General features: G+C 61.4%; 18 protein-coding genes and 2 pseudogenes. 12 read left to right on the top strand and 8 right to left on the bottom strand.

The window, feature by feature from the left end; translation table 11 throughout:
- The first annotated feature begins 266 nt into the window (after positions 1-266).
- The gene (locus HU767_RS12910; protein WP_186729676.1) at positions 267-2,435 is read left to right on the top strand and encodes a TonB-dependent siderophore receptor; all 2,169 of its coding nucleotides are present in this window, start codon (positions 267-269) and stop codon (positions 2,433-2,435) included.
- 177 nt (positions 2,436-2,612) lie between these two features.
- Here the strand turns inward: HU767_RS12910 and HU767_RS12905 are convergent, their stop codons facing one another.
- Entirely contained in the window at positions 2,613-3,359 is a 747-nt protein-coding gene (locus HU767_RS12905) for a transporter substrate-binding domain-containing protein (RefSeq protein ID WP_186729675.1), read from the bottom strand.
- A 204-nt stretch (positions 3,360-3,563) separates the two neighbouring features.
- Here HU767_RS12905 and HU767_RS12900 point away from each other — a divergent pair, with 204 nt between their 5' ends.
- Together HU767_RS12900 and HU767_RS12895 are read left to right on the top strand one after the other, a co-directional pair.
- Entirely contained in the window at positions 3,564-4,364 is an 801-nt protein-coding gene (locus HU767_RS12900) for a hypothetical protein (protein WP_186729674.1), read from the top strand.
- A 633-nt stretch (positions 4,365-4,997) separates the two neighbouring features.
- Positions 4,998-5,951 (top strand): alpha/beta hydrolase, encoded by a 954-nt coding sequence (locus HU767_RS12895; protein ID WP_186729673.1) that lies wholly within the window; start codon positions 4,998-5,000, stop codon positions 5,949-5,951.
- 330 nt (positions 5,952-6,281) lie between these two features.
- Here HU767_RS12895 and HU767_RS12890 read toward each other — a convergent pair whose 3' ends face one another.
- Both HU767_RS12890 and HU767_RS12885 read right to left on the bottom strand, forming a co-directional pair.
- Positions 6,282-6,674 carry a GFA family protein gene (locus HU767_RS12890; RefSeq protein WP_186729672.1) on the bottom strand — a complete coding sequence of 131 codons (393 nt, stop codon included), beginning with the start codon at positions 6,672-6,674 and terminating at the stop codon, positions 6,282-6,284.
- Between the two features lie 33 nt (positions 6,675-6,707).
- A pseudogene (locus tag HU767_RS12885) lies at positions 6,708-7,635 on the bottom strand (LysR substrate-binding domain-containing protein).
- Between the two features lie 129 nt (positions 7,636-7,764).
- Between HU767_RS12885 and HU767_RS12880 the strand changes: the two are divergent.
- Complete coding sequence (locus HU767_RS12880; RefSeq protein ID WP_186710727.1) at positions 7,765-8,166, top strand: RidA family protein; 402 nt, start codon at positions 7,765-7,767, stop codon at positions 8,164-8,166.
- Between the two features lie 238 nt (positions 8,167-8,404).
- Here HU767_RS12880 and HU767_RS12875 read toward each other — a convergent pair.
- The 4 genes and pseudogenes from HU767_RS12875 to HU767_RS12860 form a co-directional block, all read right to left on the bottom strand.
- Positions 8,405-8,866, bottom strand: a pseudogene (locus HU767_RS12875) (VOC family protein); the annotation flags it as partial.
- Between the two features lie 69 nt (positions 8,867-8,935).
- The gene (locus tag HU767_RS12870) at positions 8,936-10,237 is read right to left on the bottom strand and encodes an Nramp family divalent metal transporter (RefSeq protein ID WP_186710723.1); all 1,302 of its coding nucleotides are present in this window, start codon (positions 10,235-10,237) and stop codon (positions 8,936-8,938) included.
- A 152-nt stretch (positions 10,238-10,389) separates the two neighbouring features.
- Entirely contained in the window at positions 10,390-10,626 is a 237-nt protein-coding gene (locus tag HU767_RS12865; RefSeq protein ID WP_186710719.1) for a hypothetical protein, read from the bottom strand.
- Positions 10,619-11,407 (bottom strand): VacJ family lipoprotein, encoded by a 789-nt coding sequence (locus tag HU767_RS12860; protein WP_186729670.1) that lies wholly within the window; start codon positions 11,405-11,407, stop codon positions 10,619-10,621. The genes HU767_RS12865 and HU767_RS12860 overlap by 8 nt, the downstream gene beginning before the upstream one ends.
- 339 nt (positions 11,408-11,746) lie before the next feature.
- Between HU767_RS12860 and HU767_RS12855 the strand changes: the two genes are divergently transcribed.
- The 4 genes from HU767_RS12855 to kefC all read left to right on the top strand — a co-directional run bounded on the left by HU767_RS12855 (position 11,747) and on the right by kefC (position 16,329).
- Positions 11,747-12,457 (top strand): response regulator, encoded by a 711-nt coding sequence (locus tag HU767_RS12855; RefSeq protein WP_186729669.1) that lies wholly within the window; start codon positions 11,747-11,749, stop codon positions 12,455-12,457.
- A complete protein-coding gene (locus HU767_RS12850; RefSeq protein WP_186729668.1) occupies positions 12,454-13,800 on the top strand; it encodes an ATP-binding protein in 1,347 nt (448 codons plus the stop codon). Before HU767_RS12855 ends, HU767_RS12850 begins: the two co-directional genes overlap by 4 nt.
- A 179-nt stretch (positions 13,801-13,979) precedes the next feature.
- Positions 13,980-14,501: a glutathione-regulated potassium-efflux system oxidoreductase KefF gene (kefF, locus tag HU767_RS12845; RefSeq protein WP_186729667.1), complete on the top strand. Its 522-nt coding sequence runs from the start codon at positions 13,980-13,982 to the stop codon at positions 14,499-14,501.
- 1 nt (position 14,502) lies between these two features.
- On the top strand, positions 14,503-16,329 hold the full coding sequence (gene kefC / locus HU767_RS12840; RefSeq protein WP_186729666.1) for a glutathione-regulated potassium-efflux system protein KefC: 1,827 nt from the start codon (positions 14,503-14,505) through the stop codon (positions 16,327-16,329).
- A gap of 6 nt (positions 16,330-16,335) precedes the next feature.
- On the opposite strand, the gene HU767_RS12835 is transcribed toward kefC, so the two are convergent.
- Entirely contained in the window at positions 16,336-17,304 is a 969-nt protein-coding gene (locus HU767_RS12835) for a helix-turn-helix domain-containing protein (RefSeq protein WP_186729665.1), read from the bottom strand.
- Positions 17,305-17,395: 91 nt separating this feature from the next.
- Here HU767_RS12835 and HU767_RS12830 point away from each other — a divergent pair, with 91 nt between their 5' ends.
- The 4 genes from HU767_RS12830 (at position 17,396) to HU767_RS12815 (ending at position 20,938) form a co-directional block, all read left to right on the top strand.
- The gene (locus HU767_RS12830; protein WP_186729664.1) at positions 17,396-18,178 is read left to right on the top strand and encodes an MBL fold metallo-hydrolase; all 783 of its coding nucleotides are present in this window, start codon (positions 17,396-17,398) and stop codon (positions 18,176-18,178) included.
- Between the two features lie 723 nt (positions 18,179-18,901).
- Positions 18,902-19,585 carry an SOS response-associated peptidase family protein gene (locus HU767_RS12825; RefSeq protein ID WP_186729663.1) on the top strand — a complete coding sequence of 228 codons (684 nt, stop codon included), beginning with the start codon at positions 18,902-18,904 and terminating at the stop codon, positions 19,583-19,585.
- Positions 19,586-19,602: 17 nt separating this feature from the next.
- A complete protein-coding gene (locus HU767_RS12820; protein WP_186729662.1) occupies positions 19,603-20,484 on the top strand; it encodes an NmrA family NAD(P)-binding protein in 882 nt (293 codons plus the stop codon).
- A 73-nt stretch (positions 20,485-20,557) separates the two neighbouring features.
- Positions 20,558-20,938 carry a RidA family protein gene (locus tag HU767_RS12815; RefSeq protein WP_186729661.1) on the top strand — a complete coding sequence of 127 codons (381 nt, stop codon included), beginning with the start codon at positions 20,558-20,560 and terminating at the stop codon, positions 20,936-20,938.
- Positions 20,939-21,064: the final 126 nt, after the last annotated feature.

The following is a 21,064-nucleotide window of genomic DNA, read 5'->3' as shown; positions in this document are numbered from 1 at the left end:
TGGCCAATGAAGAATTCACGTCCGATATAGGTCTTCCGTCAGCGGTCGCCTCCCGCCGCAGGTAGCGATGTAACAGTAGCATCGCCCAAGATAAACGCCTGTTTAAAAGCGATTTACCGCCGCCCGGTCACGCGGCTCCAGAATGTGCCCGCTACAAGCCCCTGCGCATCGCCTACTCCAACCTCTACAAGCTTTATCCGTCAGATAAATCCTGCAATACTTAATGCGAATCACTCTCACAAGCATTAGTAAATCAGGACCTGCTCATGTCGACTCGCACCACCCCGCCGCGTCACTTCACCCCTGCCCGCAATCTTCTCGCCATGGCCATTTGCATGACCACCCTGGCCCCCGCCTACGCCGATGACAACAGCACCACCCCACCCGCCACCCTGGAACTGGACGCGACCGAAGTCTCCGGCAGCGGTCAACTGGGCAGCACCACGGAAGGCACCGAGTCCTACACCACCGGCGCGATGTCGACCGCGACCAAGCTCCCGCTGACCATGCGTGAAACCCCACAAGCCGTCACCGTCATTACGCGCCAGCGCATGGATGACCAGGTGATGACCAGTATCAACGACGTGGTCAAGGCGACGCCCGGTTTGTTCCTGGACTTTTCCGGCGGTCCTGGCCGGCAGACTTACAAGGCGCGCGGTTTTGAGATCGACAACCTGATGTATGACGGCATCCCGAGTGGCTACGATGGCGTTAACGTCGGCGCCCAGCCTAACTTGGCGATGTTTGATCGAGTCGAGGTCGTGCGCGGTGCGACCGGCCTGGTGACGGGTGCAGGCAACCCTTCGGCCGCCATCAACCTGATCCGCAAGCGCCCATTGGCCGAGCAGAGAGTGACCCTGACCGGTGCCGCCGGCAGTTGGGACGACTACCGCGGCGAGCTCGATGCCTCCAGCCCGCTCAATGACAGTGGCACATTGCGCGGCCGGGTCGTGACCTCTTACCGCGATGCCAACAGCTTCATCGACAATGTCGAGGAGGATCACGGCCTGTTCTATGCGGTCACCGAAGCGGACCTGAGCGAAGACACCACCCTGACCCTGGGGTTTTCCCATCAGAAGGACAAGACCAATTACTTCTGGGGTTCTTCGATGATCGGCCAGGACGGCCATCACCTGGACCTCCCGCGCTCCTACAATCCAGGTACGGATTGGGAGAACAAGGATCAGGAGATCAACACCGTATTCGCCGAAGTCCGTCATCGCCTGGCCAACGACTGGAACCTTCAGGTCAACGCCAACTACGCCGAACAGAACGCGTTGTTCTCCGGTTCTTACCAATCGCGCTGGGTCAACAACACATTGGCGCGCACGGTTTACCAGGCCGACTTCGATGAAAACCAGGCCGGCGTAGATGCCTTTGCCAGTGGCCCCTTCGAGGCGTTCGGGCGCACCCATGAACTGGTGGTGGGCGCCAGCAAGCGCATCTACGACATGACCACCCACAACTACAGCCCGTACGACATGAACTGGCCGATCAATGCCGGTAAACCGAATTTCGTCCACACCAACGACCAGCGCGAAGTGACCACTCAAGATGGCGTCTACCTCACCACACGCCTGAACTTGGCCGACCCGCTGAAGCTGATCCTCGGCGGGCGCCTGGACTGGTATGACTACGATAACCGGGACGGCGACACCGACTACAAGGTCACCCGAAACGTCACCCGTTACGCTGGCTTGATCTACGACCTGGACGACCATCACTCAGCCTACGTCAGCTACAGCGACATCTTCACGCCGCAGCGTGAAAAGGACACCTCGGGTACCCCGGTCAAGCCGATCATTGGCAAGAACTACGAGGTCGGTATCAAGGGCGAATATTTTGGTGGCGCGCTGAATGCGAGCGTGGCGCTGTTTCGCGTCGATCAGGAAAACCGTGCGGTGCAACTGTTCACGGCAAACTGCCCACAGGCAAGCTGTTATGAGGCGTCCGGAGAGATTCGCAGCCAAGGTATCGACTTCGAATTGCAAGGCGCCTTGACCGAAAACTGGCAAGTCGGCGGTGGCTATACCTACGCGCGCACCCACACCGTCAAGGATGCGGCCAATCCACAGAATGTGAACAAGCAGTTCGACACCGATACACCGGAGCATCTGTTCAAGCTGACCACCAGCTACCAACTCCAGGGCCCGCTGGAAAAACTGCGCGTGGGTGGCAGCGTCTCCTGGCAGAGCCGCATGTACAACGACATCCCATTGGCTAATGGCAGTGAATACCGGCTCAAACAAGGCAGCTACGCGGTTACGGACCTGATGGCCGGCTACCGGGTCAACGAGAACCTGGATTTGCAGGTCAACGCCAACAACATCTTTGACCGTCGGTACTATTCGACCATCGCCAACTCCGCAAGCTACGGCGGTGATGCCTACGGTAGCCCGCGCAATATGATGTTGACGGCCAAGTACAGTTTCTAGAAGAAAGGGGCGCCATTTGGAACGCCCCCTTTCGGCCTGAACGGAGGCTCTACCTGTCTGGAAACAGGCCTATCCCCCTACCCCTGACAAACACACAAGCCGTGGCGAGGGAGCTTGCTCCCTCGCCACAGGGTTATTGCCCGGCTTTATTTCGCTTAGAGGAAAGCCCCATTTCCCTCACCGCCCAACCGCCCCCTCATACCGCCGCTGAATCCGCTCCAATTCCCCCGAACGCCGCAACTGCTCCAACGCCCGGGACCACGCCGCCACCACCTCATCGTCACTATCAGGGCTGAAAGCGATGTACAGCGATGAGCGATACAGTTCGATAGGAATCCGTCGCAGGGTGCCCGGGGCGATGTTCAGTTGGCGGCTGTAGTAGGCCACGCCCGCGTCAGTGTCGCCGACTATGATCTGGGTGCGACCGGCAAGCAGCATGCGGTAGAGCAGCTTGCTCTCGGTGGCGCTTTTGTCCAGGTTGTTGAAGCCCAGTGACTGCAGCATCTGAGGTACCAGGCCGGCGTGGCGCGTGGTGATCTGCGGGGCGTTAAGGAGTTGTTCCAGGGTGTCCAGTGGAGGCGCATTGGCCAGTTGATAAGGGTGGATGGACTCTTCCACGATCGGCCCGACCCATTTGAACTGCGATTCGCGTTCAGGCGTGCGGAACATGGAGTACATGATGGTCTTTGGGCGATGCTTGAGTATCTGGCTGGTGCGCATGCTGGGCTGCAGCAGCACTTCGAAATCATCCCCGGTCAGCGCCATGATGGCCCGGACGATTTCGGTGGTCATGCCGGTGAGCCGGTTGTTTTCCTGGTAGTTGTACGGAGCCCATTCTTCGGTGACGATTTGATACTGCTCGGCCCTGGCAACCGTGCCGAGCAATAGGCAAAACAACGCTGCAGCCGGTATCGAATGTCTCACGCGTACTCCCTGTGGACCGTTCGGTGTTCGTGCATGGGTGGGCCTGATTCACGAAGGCAAGGTAAGCATAGACCCAAACACTTGCCCGGCAGTTGACGCAGTCCACATTCAGCCCCTTAGCAGCCACTGGAGCTTGGTGTAGGATCAGCGCGAACCCGATACGCGGCGCTCTCCTCTCGCCCTCCTCCTTGTGACCCAGCCCACATGAACCCAATCGATCCCCTGTCGTTGCAACGCATCATCAGCGCCCATGGCGATTTCGAAGGCGCGGCGTATTTCGATGTGGAGGAAAGCCTTGCCCATGAAGTGTTTCCTGACCGCATCGTGTTCCAGACCAACTACCTGGATTACCGCAGCTATGATGTCGATCTTGCCGAAGGCAGCGTGCGTGTGCGCAAGACGCGGCTGGACAATTACCTGCGCGGCCATAAGGCCCAGGTGATCGAGGATGACATGGATGACGAGGATTGGGACGAGCTGGGCAACCTGTGGCAGCGCTTGAGCCACGACCTGGACACCCAGGGGCAAGGGCCGCAGCCCGATCTGGCCGATACCCTGGCTGACCTGTTCGATAACCTGTTCGACGAGGCTCAAGCACAGGTACTCATTCAGAACCTGCCGGCGCCTACCGGGCAGTGGGATTGGGCCTGGACGCAAGTCGAGTCAGCGCTCACCGAGGCCAATCAATTGGCCGGGTTCGAATGGAAGGAATGGTCGTCCTGCGGCGTCGATGCGGTCAATGCCCTGGCCCCATTGCGGCAACTGGGCATTGAAATTCCGACGCCCGAGCGTAAAACCATCGAGGCGGTCAACCGCGCCGACGATTGGGAACGCGCGCTCCTGCACTACTTCAATGGGCAGCTGGAAACCCATGATTTGAAGTTGCTGGCCATCGGCACGCACTTCGATGAATACCAGGCCTTCGCCTGCCTGCCCATGAATGGCCTGGGCCTGGTCAATGCCTTGGAGATCATGGGCAGGCTGGGCATCGTCTACAAATATTAAGCGACTGGCGCCCGGTGTTTTCGGCCGCTTTTACAAGCCCATAGAGGGCTACCCTCCTTTGAGCCTTGAAGCGACGACATGACAAACTGTGAACACTGCGGGTACCTCCTCCTTGACGACACCGCTGTTTGCCCACGATGCGCCGGGGAGATGACGTTCCCGGTGGAGCCCCTCGCGCCGGGGGCTCCGTCGAAAGGGCTGAAAATTCTTAAATGGGTGCTTATCAGCATCGTGGTCGCGGTGCTGGCGGCCGTAGCGGTGGTCGTGTGGATCTTTAATTCGTTGGGGCCGATGCCTTCGTTTGGTTGAGGGCGATTTCAGGGCGCTTGAACAGTACATTGTGGCGAGGGAGCTTGCTCCCGCTCGGCGGCGCAGCCGTCGCACATCGGCCAATGAAATACACCTGGAAGACTCGCATCGCTCCGTTTGGGGCGGCTTCGCCACCCAGCGGGAGCAAGCTCCCTCGCCACGAACGAGCCATGGCAACCGAAGCGCAGCGCAGCTATCCGATTTTCCCATAGTTGCTATCGATGCCCACGCCGTTCTCGTCATCGGCCTCTCTCTCTAATCTGCCCACCAACGCGATCGATGACGATCGCCGCAGATCAAACCGACCTTATGGAGAGAGACACGATGAACACCTTCAACCGCACCCTGGCTGTCGCGACCCTGGCCTTGGCCACCCTCAACGCCGAAGCCGCGTCGCCGGTCCAGGCCGCTGCCAGCGTGTCTGCTGTCGGCAGCGTGGTCCAGTCCGCCAGCTACATCACCACCCAGGATGGCGTGCAGCTGTACTACAAGGACTGGGGCCCGCGTGATGGCCAGGTCGTGACGTTCAGCCACGGCTGGCCGCTGGACTCCGACAGCTGGGAAGGCCAGATGATGTTCCTCGCCTCGAAAGGCTATCGGGTGATTGCCCACGACCGTCGCGGTCACGGTCGCTCCAGCCAGCCTTGGGAAGGCAACGACATGGACCATTACGCCGACGACCTGGCGGCGGTGATTGAAGCGCTGGACCTCAAGAACGTGACGCTGGTGGGCTTCTCGACGGGGGGCGGTGAAGTGGCGCGGTATATCGGTCGCCACGGTACCGCACGGGTGAAAAAAGCCGTGCTGGTTTCTTCGGTGCCACCGTTGATGCTCAAGACAGAAACCAACCCTGGTGGCTTGCCTATCGAAGTGTTCGACGGCCTGCGCAAGGCGTCCCTGGAGAACCGCTCGCAGCTGTACCTGGACATCGCCTCGGGCCCGTTCTACGGCTACAACCGCAAGGGCGCCAAGCCGTCTCAAGGGCTGATCCAATCGTTCTGGGTGCAGGGCATGCAGGGTGGCAGCAAGAATACCTACGACTCGATCGCGGCCTTCTCGGCGACAGATTTCCGCGGCGATTTGAAGAAGTTCGACGTGCCGACCCTGGTCATCCATGGCGATGACGATCAGATCGTGCCAATCGACGCTGCAGGCCGGGCCTCGGCGGCGCTGATCAAAGGCGCCCGACTGATCGTCTACCCTGGCGCACCGCACGGCTTGACCGAGACCCACAAGGACCGGTTGAACCAGGATCTGCTGACGTTCCTCAAGGAATAAAAGCGCAGATTCCATGTGGGAGCGGGCTTGCTCGCGAAGGCGTCGGATAAGTCGGCATTGAAGGCGACTGATCTACCGCTATCGCGAGCAAGCCCGCTCCCACAGGGGGTTGGTTGTGAATCCAGAATTGGCGTACACCCAAGATCAAACTGTGGGAGCGGGCTTGCTCGCGAAAGCGGTAGGTCAGTCGCCTTCAATGCCGACTGATCCGACGCCTTCGCGAGCAAGCCCGCTCCCACAGGGGGTTGGTTGTGAATCCAGAATTGGCGTACACCCAAGACCAAACTGTGGGAGCGAGCCTGCTCGCGATAGCGGTGGAACACATTGCATCTATTCCTCAGACCGCCCCGTACCCTCACGATCCTGCTCATAACATCGGGTAAGCGCAAACGCCGGCAACCACGACTCACGGCGCACGGTCCAGCTTTCGTAGGTGGGCAGCAGTTGATCGGGGCTATCCAGAATCCCCAAGTGCACTTCGATCTCATCGCCCGAGCGGGCAAACAGCGACGAGCCACAGCGAGGACAAAAAAATCGTCCGGCATAATCCCGGGTTTCACCCTCGATCGTCACCGCGTCCTGAGGAAACACCGCAGCCGCGTAGAACAGTGCCCCGTGATGCTTGCGGCAATCGAGGCAGTGACAAAGACCAACACGATACGGGCGCCCTGAGGCTTCAAGTCGAACGTTGCCGCACAGGCAACCGCCGGTGAATCGGTCCATGGTGTATCTCCTCTACAACTGGACAGCCAAATTTCACGAAACAGATCGATCAATAATAGGCGCATGCTGCGCCATCAGCTCCACGACCCAATCGATGAACACCCGCAACTTGGCGCTGATATGCCGGTTCGGGGGGTAAGCCAGGTACAGCGGCATCGGGTCCAGCTGCCAGTCTTCGAACAACGGCACCAATTCCCCTTGCGCCTGGTGACGCCGGGACATTGTACTCGGGCAGCCAGAGCACGCCCAGCCCCGCCAGCCCGGCCGCGAGGTAGGCGTTGCCGTCGTCGATGGCCAACGCGTAGCGCCCTTTGACGTGAAGCAGCTCACTGTCACGGCGCATGGCGTAGGGCAAGGATTTGCCGGTGCGAGCCCAGAGGAAACCGACGGTGCGATGGTGCGAGTCTTCCAGTTCGCGAGGGTGCGCGGGCGGGCCAAACCGTGCCAGGTAACTCGGGGCGGCGAAGACGCCAAGGGCCAGGTCGCCAACGCGTCGGGCGATCAGCGACTGATCCCGCAATTCACCGCCGCGCACCACGCAATCGACGTTTTCATCAAGCATGTCGACGATGCGATCGCTGACGCCCATGTCGATCTGGATGTCCGGGTAACGCGCGTAGAACGCCGGCAAGGCTGGTATCAGGATCATCGCCGCCAGCGGACTCGGCACGTCCACCCGCAGTCGCCCGCGAGGTAACGCCTGGGCGCCGGCCACGCTGGTCTCGGCATCGTCCATGTCGGCCAGCAACCGGATCACCCGCTCGTAATAAGCCGCGCCGTCGGCGGTGACATTGACTTTGCGTGTGGTGCGGTTGAGCAGCTTGACCCGCAACCGTGCCTCGAGTTGCTGCACCAGTTGGGTCACGGTGGTCTTGCTCATGTGCAGGGTTTCTGCCGCCTTGGTAAAGCTGCCCGCCTCCACGACTCGCACGAACGCTTGCATCGCATCAAAACGGTCCATTTCTGCCTCGGCATGGTTCGATTGTTTGGGATTCACAAACAGTGAGCACCAAGGTTGCTCGTTTATCGCCTGGATACAAGCCCCTAGAGTGAGTTCATCGTTTGGAACCACTTTTTGATGGAGGTATTCATGACACAGCGTGATGTGGTTTTTCCGCCTGGACGCCAGGCACTGTATGAGCGCAATCGCTATTCGCCGGCGATTCGTTCCAATGGTTTCCTGTTCGTCTCCGGGCAAGTCGGCAGCACCGACGACGGTTCGCCAGAGCCGGACCTGGAGGCTCAGGTCCGGCTGGCGTTCAACAACCTGAAGGCGATCCTCGCCGCGGCCGATTGCAGTTTTGACGATGTGGTGGACGTGACAGTGTTCATGGTCGATCCCGAGTCGATCTTCGAACGGGTCTGGAGCGTCGTGCCCGAATTCTGGGGCAACGCACCGCATCCGACACTGACGGCGGTGGGGGTGACGTGGCTGTATGGTTTTCAGTTTGAGATCAAGGTGATTGCCAGGGTGCCTGAGGCCGCCCTATAGGTGAGCTTGCATCAGGGTTGGCTGTGCCGCCGTCATCGCGAGCAGGCTCGCTCCCACAAGGGGATCTGGGCAGGCCGAGCAATCGAAGCCACCACAAAACAACTGTGGGAGCGGGCTTGCTCGCGAAGGCGTCGGATCAGTCAGCATTGAAGTTGACTGACCCACCGCCTTCGCGAGCAAGCCCGCTCCCACAAGAAAATGATGGTGGTGATTCGCCGGCTAGCCTTTTCACCGCCGCTTCAATCGCGGCAATGTCGATCTTGGTCATGGTCATCATCGCTTCGAAGGCCCGCTTGGCCACGGCTTTGTCAGGACTGCCGACCGCTTCAAGCAACACCCGCGGGCTGATCTGCCACGACAAACCCCACTTGTCCTTGCACCAGCCACAAGCGCTTGCCTGGCCACCGTTGTCGATGATGGCGTTCCACAAACGGTCCGTTTCGGCCTGGTCTTCCGTGGCAATCTGGAATGAAAAGGCCTCGCTGTGCTTGAACACCGGCCCGCCGTTGAGGCCGATGCAGGGGATGCCGATCACCGTGAAATCAACGGTGATCACATCGCCCTCCTTGCCCGACGGATAATCACTTGGGGCATGGTAGACAGCGTTCACCGCGCTGTCGGGAAAGGTTTTTGCGTAGAACCGCGCAGCTTCCTCGGCGTTGCCGTCGTACCAGAGGCAGATCCTGTTTTTATTGTTCATTCCGCTTCTCCGAAAGGGACTGGACGATAAAGTCTAGCAGTCCCCCCGAAAGTTGCAGATGGCCGGGCCTCAGGTAAACAGATCGACCCCCAACTGGAACGCAACCCACAATGCCAGGCCTGTGGCAAACACCAGCGCGATGTTCTCGAACAGGTTGTTGCGGTACTCCTTGCCCAGCAAGGACTTCTGGTTGGACATGATCAAAAGGCCCAGGGAAATCACTGGCAAGCCGACGATGTTCAGCGCGTTGACGCCGATGGTCAGCGTGACGAAGTCCGGCATGCCCGGCAGCGACCAGATCAGTGGCGTCACCAGGATGAACAGCATGAACCATTTGTGCATCGGGTCACGGTGGAACTCTTTGCCGTAACGCTCCCGGCGCTCGGGGCGCACATGCTGGAAGGCGTCGGTAATGAGCATCGGGAACGCCGTGGTCTTGCCCGAAATGCTGGCGAACAGCGTGGCGAACACACCCACGAAGAATACGTACCAACCGATCGGACCAAAGAATATTTCCAGGGCCTTGCCCAGGTCGCCCAGGGTTTTGACCTCGATGCCGTTGGGTCGCAGGATTTCCGCGCCGACGATCCAGATGGCCAGGTTGATGATGATCCCGACAAACACCGCAAACAGCAGGTCGTTGCGCTGGATACGCTTGTGCTCAGGTCCTACCCAGCCCTTCTGGCGCATCACATACGGATGAACGAAGTTGGCGATGGAACCGGCCACTGCGCCGATCACCGAGACGGCCACCAACAGCGCGCCATGCACGCCTTCATCGGGCGGAATGCTGAAGCCGATGGTGCCTTTGACGATGCCGGCGACATCCGGGCCGGACATCACCGCCAGGGCCAGGAACGCCAGCGTCATGATCGCCAGCAGGCCTTTCATCACGCCTTCGATCATCGAATAGATATTGCGCCCGACGAGCATCCACACCGCCAATACCACCGCCACCGAACACAGCAGCGGGTAGTCGATCTTGAGCAGCATGGCCAGGGCCTCACCGGCCCCCTTGATCATGTAGGCATTCATCAGGTGCCCCATGAGCAGCGCATACACCAGCAGGAACCAGGCGAAAAACGGATTGAGCTGGGCATACCCCTGCAGGATGGTCATGCCCTGGTTATTGCAGAGCTGGAAACGCGCGATGATATTGACGATCAGGTAGCGCAGCAGCAGAGAGACCGCCAGCACCCACATCATCGCGTAGCCGTAGTTCGCGCCGGCCACGGAGGACGTGATGAGATCGCCGGCGCCCAGCCAGGAAAGAACGGCGATGATGCCGGGGCCGAGAAGCTTCAGCAGGCGTACGAAACGGCCTTGCACGGGCGCCGCAGCTTGTTCCTCAGCGGTAGGAATGCTCGTCATGGGTGAATCTCCGTTTATTTTTTTTGTAAGAAACGGCCACAGTCGAACATATTAGATATGACGTCGTACAACCATTATTAATCCGTAATTATGTATAAATATTTCACGGCATTTGCGCTCAAAATGCCGTTGTATTAAGCAGCAAATTGCCACTAACCCCTCATCTGTTCGCCGTTATCGATCATCCAGCGCACTATCGCCGCCAACGGCACCCGATGTTGCCGTAGGGCGCACCAACCGAGACGTTGATGGCGATACAGCTCGACATAATGGTTGAGCAGCACGTGGCTACCGTCCTCGGCCAACCGCAGTTCCACCTCACGGCAATGCAATGCATCCGGCTGGAGCAAACGCATTCGCCGATGCAAGACCAGCGCCTCGTTACTCATCAGCGGCCCCTTCCTCCTGGCATTGCGGATTGTCCTCCACCACCGACCCCAACTTGCCCTGGGCGACAAGATCGGCACGCCGCTGCGCCGTGGCATCGCGAAGGGCCGCGTAGTAGTCCGCTTCGGTCTGCAATTGATCGGTGGTTGGCAACGCCTCGGCACGGCCATCGACAATGCCGCCGACGGTGTTGATCGTGCCCAGGGTCTCGACCGTGCTGCTGTTGTCGCCGAACGGGTCGACGGCAAAGCTCAGCACTTTACCCGTCGCATCCCGCAGGTTGGCGCTGCCCAGCAGTGGCAGTTCCAGGATGGGCCCCGGGGCGACGTTCCAGACGCCGAAGGTCTGGCCGAAGTCGGCCTTGTGGCGCTCGATGCCCAGCTTGCCCGACACATCGATCAGCCCGACGATGCCCGCCGTGGAGTTGATGACGAAACGACCCAGCGTGTTGACCGAGCGCTGGGCATTGCCTTGCAGCAGGTCGTTGATGAACACCTTGGGCTCGCCGAAGTTCGCCACGAAGTTGTGCACCCCGGCCTGGAACATCTCCGGCAGCTTGCGATAACCACGGGCCACCGGTGCCAGTGCGTAGTCATCCACGGTTCGGTTGAAGGCGAAGATGCCACGGTTGACGGGTTCGGCGGGATCGTAAACGGTGTAGGTCGCGCTTTCACACGAGCCTGGTTTTGCGGCTGGCGTGCTGGAGCAACCACTGGCGAGTGCCGCCAATACAACCACGACGGTGGAGCGAACGAACAACGGAGCGGGCTTGGTGATCGGCATACGGGGTTATCTCGGCGAGGATTGGGATGCTGCATAGGCCGGTCAAAAAGCCAAACACCACCCTCTGTGGCGAGGGAGCTTGCTCCCGCTGGGGCGCGAAGCGGCCCTAAAAAGCGGTGAGCGCTTCGCACTCAAGCGGGAGCAAGCTCCCTCGCCACGGGTTCAGCGTTGGCTGGCTGTTCAACTGACCGACATCAAGGCCATCCTGCCGCCGTTTTTTTGCCCACAGATTTCCACAATATTGCCCGCCGGCAACTTTGTTTCCGGGTTGAAATATATGACGCAGGCCCTGGATTGACCCTAGTATTCCCCCTGTATTCATTACCCTGCGTGCCCACCGTGAGCCATTTACTACTGGTGGACGATGACCTCGAAGTCCTCGCCCTCTTGCGCAAATTCCTCGAACAACATGGCTATAGCGTGGACGTGGCCGCCGACGGCAATGCCCTGTGGCAAGCGGTGGAACGCCAAGTGCCGGACCTGATCATCCTCGACGTCATGTTGCCGGGGGACAACGGCCTGGTGCTGTGCCAACGGCTGCGGGCCGAGCACACGGTCGGCATCATCATGCTCACCGCCATGGGTGAATTGAGCGACCGCGTCGTCGGCCTGGAGCTGGGAGCGGACGATTACCTGACCAAGCCGTTCGACGCCCGGGAGTTGTTGGCCCGGGTGCGTGCCGTGCTGCGGCGCACCGGTGAAGCCAGGGCCACGCTGAACGACTCATCCCGGCCAATCCTGGAGTTCGAAAACTGGCAGCTGGACGTCACCCGCCGCGAATTGCGCTCACCTGACAAGGTCATGATCCCGCTGTCCAGCGGCGAGTTCGAATTGCTGCTGGTGTTTGCCGAACACCCGCGCCGGGTGCTGACGCGCCAGCAGTTGCTGGACCTGGCCCGTGGGGAAACCTTCGAGGCGTTCGATCGCAGCATCGACGTCCAGGTCAGCCGCCTGCGACGCAAGTTGGAAACCGACATCCCCGGCGCCTCGATGATTCGCACCGTGCGTAACAGCGGCTATCTGTTCAGCCCCCACGTGGTGAAGCGATGAAGCGCTCGCGCCCGGGCATTCATCGACCAAGGGACACGGTGGCGCGCTGGATCGCCCTGACCACCATGATCGCCATGCTGACCCTGCTCGCCCTCAACGAGCTGTTCAGCCTGCTGGCCGGTGCCTGGGCGCGCCCTCCCCTGATGGAAACCGGCCTGATGGAAAGGGCCGCCACCATCACCCGCATCATCGACTCCGTCGCCGCTGAACAACGGCCGGCGATTGCCAAGGCCGCGAGCAACCAGGCATTCAACGCGCAATGGCTACAACGCCATGAGGATGCCCGGCTACCGGTGATCGATGACCCGGAATTCAGCGAAGGCTCGGCGCTCCTGCGCCAGCAATTGGGCCGGCCGGACGCCAGGATCGAAGCCTACGAACCGGCCGACTGGCCGGCCAACCAAGCGGATGCGCGCTACGCGGTGATCATCGAACTGGCCGACCATTCCTGGGTGATTTTCTCCGTGCCGTCGCGCAGTTGGGGGCTGGGCGAATGGGCGCGCAACCTGATCATCATCGCGCTGATCCTGCTCTCGACGTTTATCGTCGCGCTGATCGCCACCCGGCACTTGGCCGCACCGCTGGAACGCTTTGCCGAAGGTGCGCGGCGCTTTGGCGTCGACCATCAGGCGCCGCCGATTCCGGTCATCGGCCCCCACGAAATCCGCCAGGCGATCCTCGCGTTCAACGCCATGCAGGCCCAGCTCAAGCACTTCCTGCAGGACCGCACGCAGATGCTCGCGGCCATCTCCCATGACCTGCGCGCACCGTTGACCCGCATGCGCCTGCGCGGGGAGTTCATCGAGGATGCCGAACAGCAATCGCGCCTGTTCCGGGACGTGGATGAAATGCAGGCGATGGTCAATTGCGCCCTGGAGTTTTTCCGCGACGATGCCCGGCTGGAACATGCCACCGCGTTCGACCTGGCCGAACTGCTGCACACCATCGTCGATGACCTCAAGGACGCTGGCACCGAGGTCGCATTCGAAGGCGCCCAGCGCTTCGTGTACGTCGGCCGGCCCATCGGCATCAAGCGTGCCTTGGTCAACCTGATCGACAACGCGATCAAGTATGGCGGCGAGCCGACGGTTCGGCTCCAAGCCGACGCCCACCGGGTGGACATTCGCATCCTCGACCGTGGGCCGGGCATCGATGCCCAACACCTTGAGCAGGTCTTCACGCCGTTCTTTCGCATCGAAGGCTCGCGCAACAAGCACACCGGCGGCGTCGGGCTGGGCCTGTCGGCGGCCCGGGCGACGGTACTGGAGCATGGCGGGACACTGACCCTGAGGAATCGCAAGGGTGGCGGGTTGGAGGCCAGGGTCTCGCTGCCGCTTGGCTGAAGTGTCCCGATGTATCGATCCGCGCTAAACAATCAGCGCCTTCCTCGGTAGGATGTCCGGCCTTTCCGGCCTCGACCCTGCATGGGAAGGCGCTCTTGTTTGTATCGCTCGGCTCCATGTGCCATCGCTCGCGCTCACGACAGACAAGAATCGACGGAGCCAAACCAAGGAATTCACCGATGATTCTTATCATTTATGCGCACCCCTACCCTGACAAATCGCGGGTCAACCAGCAGATGCTCAAGCGAGTATCCAGCAATCCGGACGTGGTCATACGTTCGCTGTATGCGCTTTATCCCAACTTCGATATCGATGTCGAAGCGGAACAACGCGCAGTGGAACAAGCGGAGCTGGTCGTCCTCCAGCACCCGATGTACTGGTACAGCACCCCGCCGCTGCTGAAACTGTGGATCGATAAAGTCTTCACCCACGGCTGGGCCTATGGCAAAGGCGCCACGGTGCTCAAGGACAAGCGGTTGCTGTGGGCCGTGACCACGGGTGGCGAACAGGATCATTTCCAGATCGGCGCCTACCCGGGTTTTTCGGCGTTGGCCCAACCCCTCCACGCCACGGCCATTTATTGCGGCATGCGCTGGCTGGAACCCGTTGCCGTGCATGGCGCGTATGCCGCCGACTCCGAGGCCCAACGCGCCCAAATCGAACATTACGGCGAACGCCTGGCCGCCTGGAAGGAAAATTGAGATGGAGACGCACAGCCTGATTGAAATGCTGATCTACCTGGCCTCGGCGACGCTGATCGTACCGATTGCCGTTCGGTTCGGCCTGGGCCCGGTGCTGGGTTACCTGCTGGCCGGGTGCATCATCGGCCCGTGGGGGCTGAAGCTGATTACCGATGTAAAGGCGATTCTGGAGTTCGCTGAAATCGGCGTGGTGCTGATGCTGTTCATCATCGGCCTTGAACTCGATCCCAAGCGGCTCTGGGCCCTGCGCCGGATGGTCTTCGGCGGCGGCGCCTTGCAGATGCTCGCCTGCGGCGGTGCGATCGCAACGTTCTGCGCGGCCCTGGGCCTGAACTGGACGGCGGCGCTGCTGGTCGGCCTGACCCTGAGCCTGTCCTCCACGGCCATCGCCATGCAGGCCATGAGCGAACGCAACCTGACCGCCACCGCCGTCGGCCGCAGCAGTTTTGCCGTGCTGCTGTTCCAGGACATCGCCGCCATTCCCTTGGTGGCGATGATTCCGTTGTTGTCGGCCCACGGCGACACGCCTTCGGGCACCGCGCTGTTGCTGTCGATTGGCAAAATCGTCGCCGCCATCGCCATCGTCGTACTGCTGGGGCGCTACGTGACGCGACCGCTGCTGCGCTTCGCCGCACGCTCAGGCTTGCGCGAGATTTTCAGCGCCGTCGCACTTTTCCTGGTGTTCGGCTTCGGCTTCCTGCTGGAGGAAGCCGGCTTGTCGATGGCCATGGGCGCATTCCTCGCCGGCGTGCTGCTGGCCAGTTCCGAATACCGCCATGCCCTGGAAAGCGACATCGAGCCGTTCAAGGGCCTGCTGCTGGGTCTGTTTTTCATCGGCGTCGGCATGTCGATCGATTTCGGCACGTTGATCAACGCACCGCTGAAAGTCATCACCCTGACCCTGGGTTTCATCCTGATCAAGTTGCTGGTAATCAAGACCATCAGCCGCTTCTTGAATGTCCCTGCCGGCCAGCGTTCCTGGCAAGCGGTGTTGCTGGGCCAGGGCAGCGAATTCGCCTTCGTGGTGTTCGGTGCCGCGACGCTGGCCGGGATCCTGACCGACCAATGGGGCAAGAGCCTGACCCTGGCGGTGGCGTTGTCCATGTGCCTGACGCCTCTGCTGATCCTGCTGCTGGATCGCTTCGAGTCCGTCACCCAGAAAAACCAGCGCGAATCCGACCTCGTCGACCAGCAGAATCCCCGCGTGATCATCGCTGGCTTCGGCCGCTTCGGGCAGATCGCCGGACGCCTGCTGATGTCCTGCGGCGTCGACGTGGTGGTTCTGGATCACGACCCTGACAACATCGAGACGCTGCGCAAATTCGGCGTGAAAGTCTTTTATGGCGATGCCACGCGCCTCGACTTGCTGCACGCAGCCGGCGCGGCCCAAGCGGTGGTCTTGATCAACGCCATCGACAACCAGGAAGACAACCTGACGCTGACCCGACTGGCCCAGGAGCATTTCCCGGCGTTGCAGTTGATCGTACGGGCGCGGGACATGGGCCACCTCATCATCCTGCGGCAGATGGGCGTGGAGGCGGCCGAGCGGGAGACATTCGAGAGCGCGCTGTCCTTAGGTCGCAGCGCGCTGGAGCGCATGGGCGTCGGGGCTTACGAAGCGCGTGAGCGCGCGGATCAGTTCCGCCGATTGAACCTCAAGATGCTGGAGGAAATCGTCGCCCAGCCGGAAGACGACCTCAAGTTCCGGCATGACGCCTACCGCCGCGCCAATGCGCTGCTCACGGAGATGTTCAACGAAGACCGTGCCCACCCCGTGGACAACTGGCCGGAACACCATCGCAACGAAACCGACAAGACGCCGGGCTGACCGACGTCACACACGCCCGAACTTGCGCCGGTATGCCATCGGCGTCAGCCCGGTCAGCGCCTTGAACATGCGCTGCAAGTTGGAGCTGCTGCTGAAACCCAGCTCGGCGCCGATGCTGGCCAGGGGCAGCGAGGTCAACGTCAGGCGCTCGCTGACCTGGTTCAACTTGATGCGCCGGGCGTAGGCCGCGACGGCCTGCCCCGTTTCACGACTGACCTTGCGCGCCAAGGTGCGCTCGGACACCGCCAGCGCGCTTGCCAGGGCCTGCACGGTGATCCCCTCGGCCGGCATCTGCTCGATCAACCCATGCAACTGCCGCAACCATCCGTTGGGTTGCTCGATCAGCGTGCTGCCCTGGAACGCCGCATGGGGAATGGCCGGACGCGGTAGCACCATGAGCCGGGTGATGTCGCGCAGGACGTCGCTGCTGACGCTGCGCTCGATGAGTTGTTCGGCGATGGGCAGGTAGCCGTTCACCCCGGACGCGGTCGCCGTGCGCGCGTTGAACACGCAGTTCTGTTCGCTTTGCCAATGAACCTTTCGGTATTGCTGTTGCATCGCTTGCGCCAGCCACCAGGTCACCGTCGCGCCCTGCCCGTCCAAGCGACCGCTGGCGGCCAGCACGCAGACACCGGTGCAATAGGACCAGAGCTGCAGTGCTCGGGCTTGCTTCGACAACGCGCTCAAAAGGGCTGTCTGCTCGGTCAGGACGGCATTCACCTGCTCGGCCGATTCGGCCCAGAAACCGGGAACCAGGACCGCATCCAGCCCGGCGTTTTCCAGGGCCGCTTCCGCGTGCAGGGTCACGCCATGGGCGCACACCACCGGCCCGGCCTGCAACGCGATGTAGCGTGCCTCGAACAGCGCACGCCCTCGCCTGCGGTTGGCGGCGTGCAGCAGATCGGCAAAGGCGAACAGGCCGGCAGGCATGCAGCCGGGAAACAGGAGCAGACCGATGCGGAGTTTTTGGGTCATGGCATAAAACGAATCAAAGATGTCAGATCCGGCCATTATGCACACGGGACCTAATCGGCACCATGAAGCGCTCGCCCCACAGGAACGCCTCATGAACATCCATCAGATCCGTAACGCCACCATCCTTCTTGAATTCGGCCCGTATCGCGTGCTCGTCGACCCAATGCTGGCGGACAAGGGCACGCTGCCGCCGCTTCGACTGTTTGGTGCCAACCAGCGCAATCCGCTGGTGGCGCTTCCGGCGTCAACAGCGAAGGACCTGGAGACGGTCACGCACTGCCTGATCACCCACTGCCAGAAAGGCCATTTCGATCATCTGGACCGCGCGGCCAAGCGCTGGCTGAGGGAAAGACAGATCCCCGTCATCTGCACACCCCATGACGCCCCGTACCTGGCCAAGCGTGGCTTGAACGTCCAGCCACTTGCCCAGGCACATGATCAACCCAACCCCTTCCTGGGTGGCACCATTCGCTCTGTGAGATGCACCCATGGGCTGGGCCTGGTGGGCAAGTTGATGGAGCATGGGGTCGGCTACCTGATCGAGTTGCCCGGCGAACCGAGTGTCTACCTCACCGGCGACACCGTGCTCACCCCCACCGTGCGCGAATTCGTCTTGCGCCACCAGCCGCAGGTCAGCGTGGTGCCGGCAGGCGGGGCACGGTTCGACATTGGCGGCGACATCATCATGGGCATCGACGAGACGCTGGAATTCATCCGTCTGAGCCGTGGGACCGTGGTGGCCAATCACCTGGAAGCGATCAGCCATTGCCCGACGACCCGCAAGGCCTTGGCCGAGGCTGCCGTGAGGGCCGGTGTCGCAGGTCAACTGTTGATACCGAAGGATGGCGAGACGTTGGTTTTCCAGGCGGCCTAGACCAATGCGTCAAGCTCGACCAGCATCGGCGCAGGGATCGTCAGTTCACTCGCCGTGAGGTTTTCCCGCAGGAGGTCAGCGGTGTAGCGGAGAATCCTGCCCCACCACAACTCCATTGTGGGAGCGAGCCTGCTCGCGAAGACGGCGGTACATTCAGCATTGATGCAAGCTGATCCACCGCTTTCGCGAGCAAGCCCGCTCCCACAGGGGCTCGGCGGTGTAGCTGAGAATCCTGCCCCACCACAACTCCATTGTGGGAGCGAGCCTGCTCGCGAAGACGGCGGTACATTCAGCATTGATACAAGCTGATCCACCGCTTTCGCGAGCAGGCTCGCTCCCACAGGGGCTCGGCGGTGTAGCTGAGAATCCTGACCCACCACAACTCCATTGTGGGAGCGAGCCTGCTCGCGATGGCGGCGGCACATTCAGCATTGATGCAAGCTGATCCACCGCTTTCGCGAGCAGGCTCGCTCCCACAGGGGCTTGGCGGTGTAGCTGAAAATCCTGACCCACCACAATTCCACTGTGGGAGCGAGCCTGCTCGCGATGGCGTCAGTGCATCCACCCCAATTGCCCGCTCGTCTCCCCGCCGCGAGGATTTTCGAACCAAGCATTTCGCCACGGGTTCGGACCTACATGACACCGCTGAAAGCCACGGCAACCGGGGTTTGAACGGCGGGTACATCAAGGCTTCTTTGCGTTTCTCTGCCGGGAGTGTTCGTTATGTGTGACGGTCTGGTTCAACACGTTTCTTCAAAAGATTCCCTGGCGTATTTCGCCCAGCGAGACACCTCCGGCAGCCGTTTCGGTACATCCGTCACGCCCCTGGACCTGTACGAAACAACGCCGCCCAAGGCTCAGGAGCGGCACAGCCTGGTCAAGCCGAACATGCAGGTCAGCGCCATTCGCCGTCGCGGCGGGCACTTGGAATGCATCAAGGTTCGCTGGGGCTGGTCGCCGATCTGGTCGGTGGGCACCATGCCCCCGCTGACGCACCTGCCCTTGCACCTGGTCATGCGTTCCAAAGTCTTCGATCCCATCAAGCACGAAGGCCGCGTACTGGTCGCCGTGGAGGGCTGGTATGAGTCGCAAGCACCCGCCTCGCCGTCCCAGGCGCCACGCCTCGCCTACCTGACCGCTCGGCAATCGGCGCCGATTTTCCTGGCCGCCCTGGCCCAGGCCAGCGAGACCCCGTTTGGTTGTGACGGCTTGGCCCTGGTGACCTATGGCGACATCGCCAACCAGCAACAACGGGTCTTGGCCTTCAGCGCCGACGACGCTCTCGACTGGCTGGAGCCCGATCTGGGATGGGAACAGGCACAACAACTGGTCGCACGCCTGAACGGCACGCAACCGCCCCTTGAACCGGCGCAAACCAGCCAACGTCCGGCCCAGGGTGGCCTTTGATTCCAGGAGATGAAGCCATGTACGTGATCATGGGCGCCACCGGCCACGTTGGATCGGCCACGGCCCGGGCCTTGCTAGCGCCAGGGCATGTCGTGATGGTCATGACCCGCAATGCCAGCCACGCCGCTGAATGGCACGCCAGGGGCGCTCAAATCGTCGAAGCCGATGCTGAAAATGTCGAGTCATTGCGTGCCGCCTTTCGGCTCGGGCGCAGGGCCTTCATTCTCAACCCGCCCGCCGCACCCAGTACCGATACCGACGCGGTGGAACGGCGCACGGTCGCCAACATCCTCGCGGCCCTCGACGGCTCGGGGCTGGAGAAAATCGTCGTGCAATCCACCGCCGGCGCCCAGCCCGGTGAGCGCATCGGCGATCTCAGCGTCTTGTGGGAACTGGAAGAAGGCGTGCGCAACCAGTCGATTCCGGCGGCGATCAATCGCGGGGCATATTACATGAGCAACTGGGACAACCTGCTCGAGACCGTCCGCGAGACCGGCAAGCTGCCCACGCTGTTCCCCGCCGACCTGGCGTTTCCCATGGTGGCGCCCCGGGACTTGGGCGAGGTCGCCGCCGCGCGCTTGCTTTCGCCGATTGACGACGTTGGCGTGCGTCATGTGCAAGGGCCTCGCCTGTACACGCCTGACGATGTGGCACAGGCGTTTTCCCAGGCGCTCGGCCGGCCGGTCGAGGTACAGGTGATACCCAGGGACCAATGGGAAAGCCATTTCCGGAGCCTCGGCTTCAGCCCCGCTGCGGCGCAATCCTATACGCACATGAGCGCCGTCAGCCTCGACAGCGGCTTCGAGGTAGGCGACGACGCGGCCCTGCACGGCACCACGACGCTGGAGGCCTACATCCAGGCGCTGGTGCAAAACCATGGCCTGGAAACGCACGGCTAAAGGAATGCAGGAACGGCGCGGCAATGGACGGTAAACTGCGGCGGTCCTTTTTCTTTCCTGCATGAGGCTTTGCATGAGCAACCCAGACATCACGTTTATTCCAGATCCGGATGCCGATTCGATTTCCTCCGACGTCGCCGGCTTCGGCGGCCTGCTGGTTTCCACGCAAATCCCCACCCGCGCCGACGGCAGCCTGGAACTGGGCGACATCACGCTGCAGAGCGAATGCACATTGCAAGCCCTCAAGACCGCCTTGGAGGGTGCCGGCAGTTCCATGGACCGGGTGTTGCACCTGACCATCTACCTGACCGACATGGCCGATCGCGCCGCGTTCAACGAGGTCTACAAACGCTTCTTCGCCAAACCCTGGCCGGTTCGCGCCGCCGTGGGCGTGGCATCGTTGGCGGTCGAGGGGATGAAGGTGGAAGTGACGGCGATGGCGGCGAAGGGTTAAGCGGACGCACTGCACCGTTAGCGCTGCACTGCTTTTGTGGCGAGGGAGCTTGCTCCCGCTGGGTGGCGAAGCCGCCCCAAAATTTCTGCATTGAGCAAAAAAACTTGGGCCTGCTTCGCAGTCCAG

Origin of the sequence: Pseudomonas sp. SWRI179 (genome assembly GCF_014268705.1) — a bacterium.
Taxonomy (GTDB): Bacteria; Pseudomonadota; Gammaproteobacteria; order Pseudomonadales; family Pseudomonadaceae; genus Aquipseudomonas; species Aquipseudomonas zanjanensis.
The sequence above is the reverse complement of the archived record's forward strand: the minus strand, read 5'-3'. Positions and strand labels throughout refer to the sequence as shown.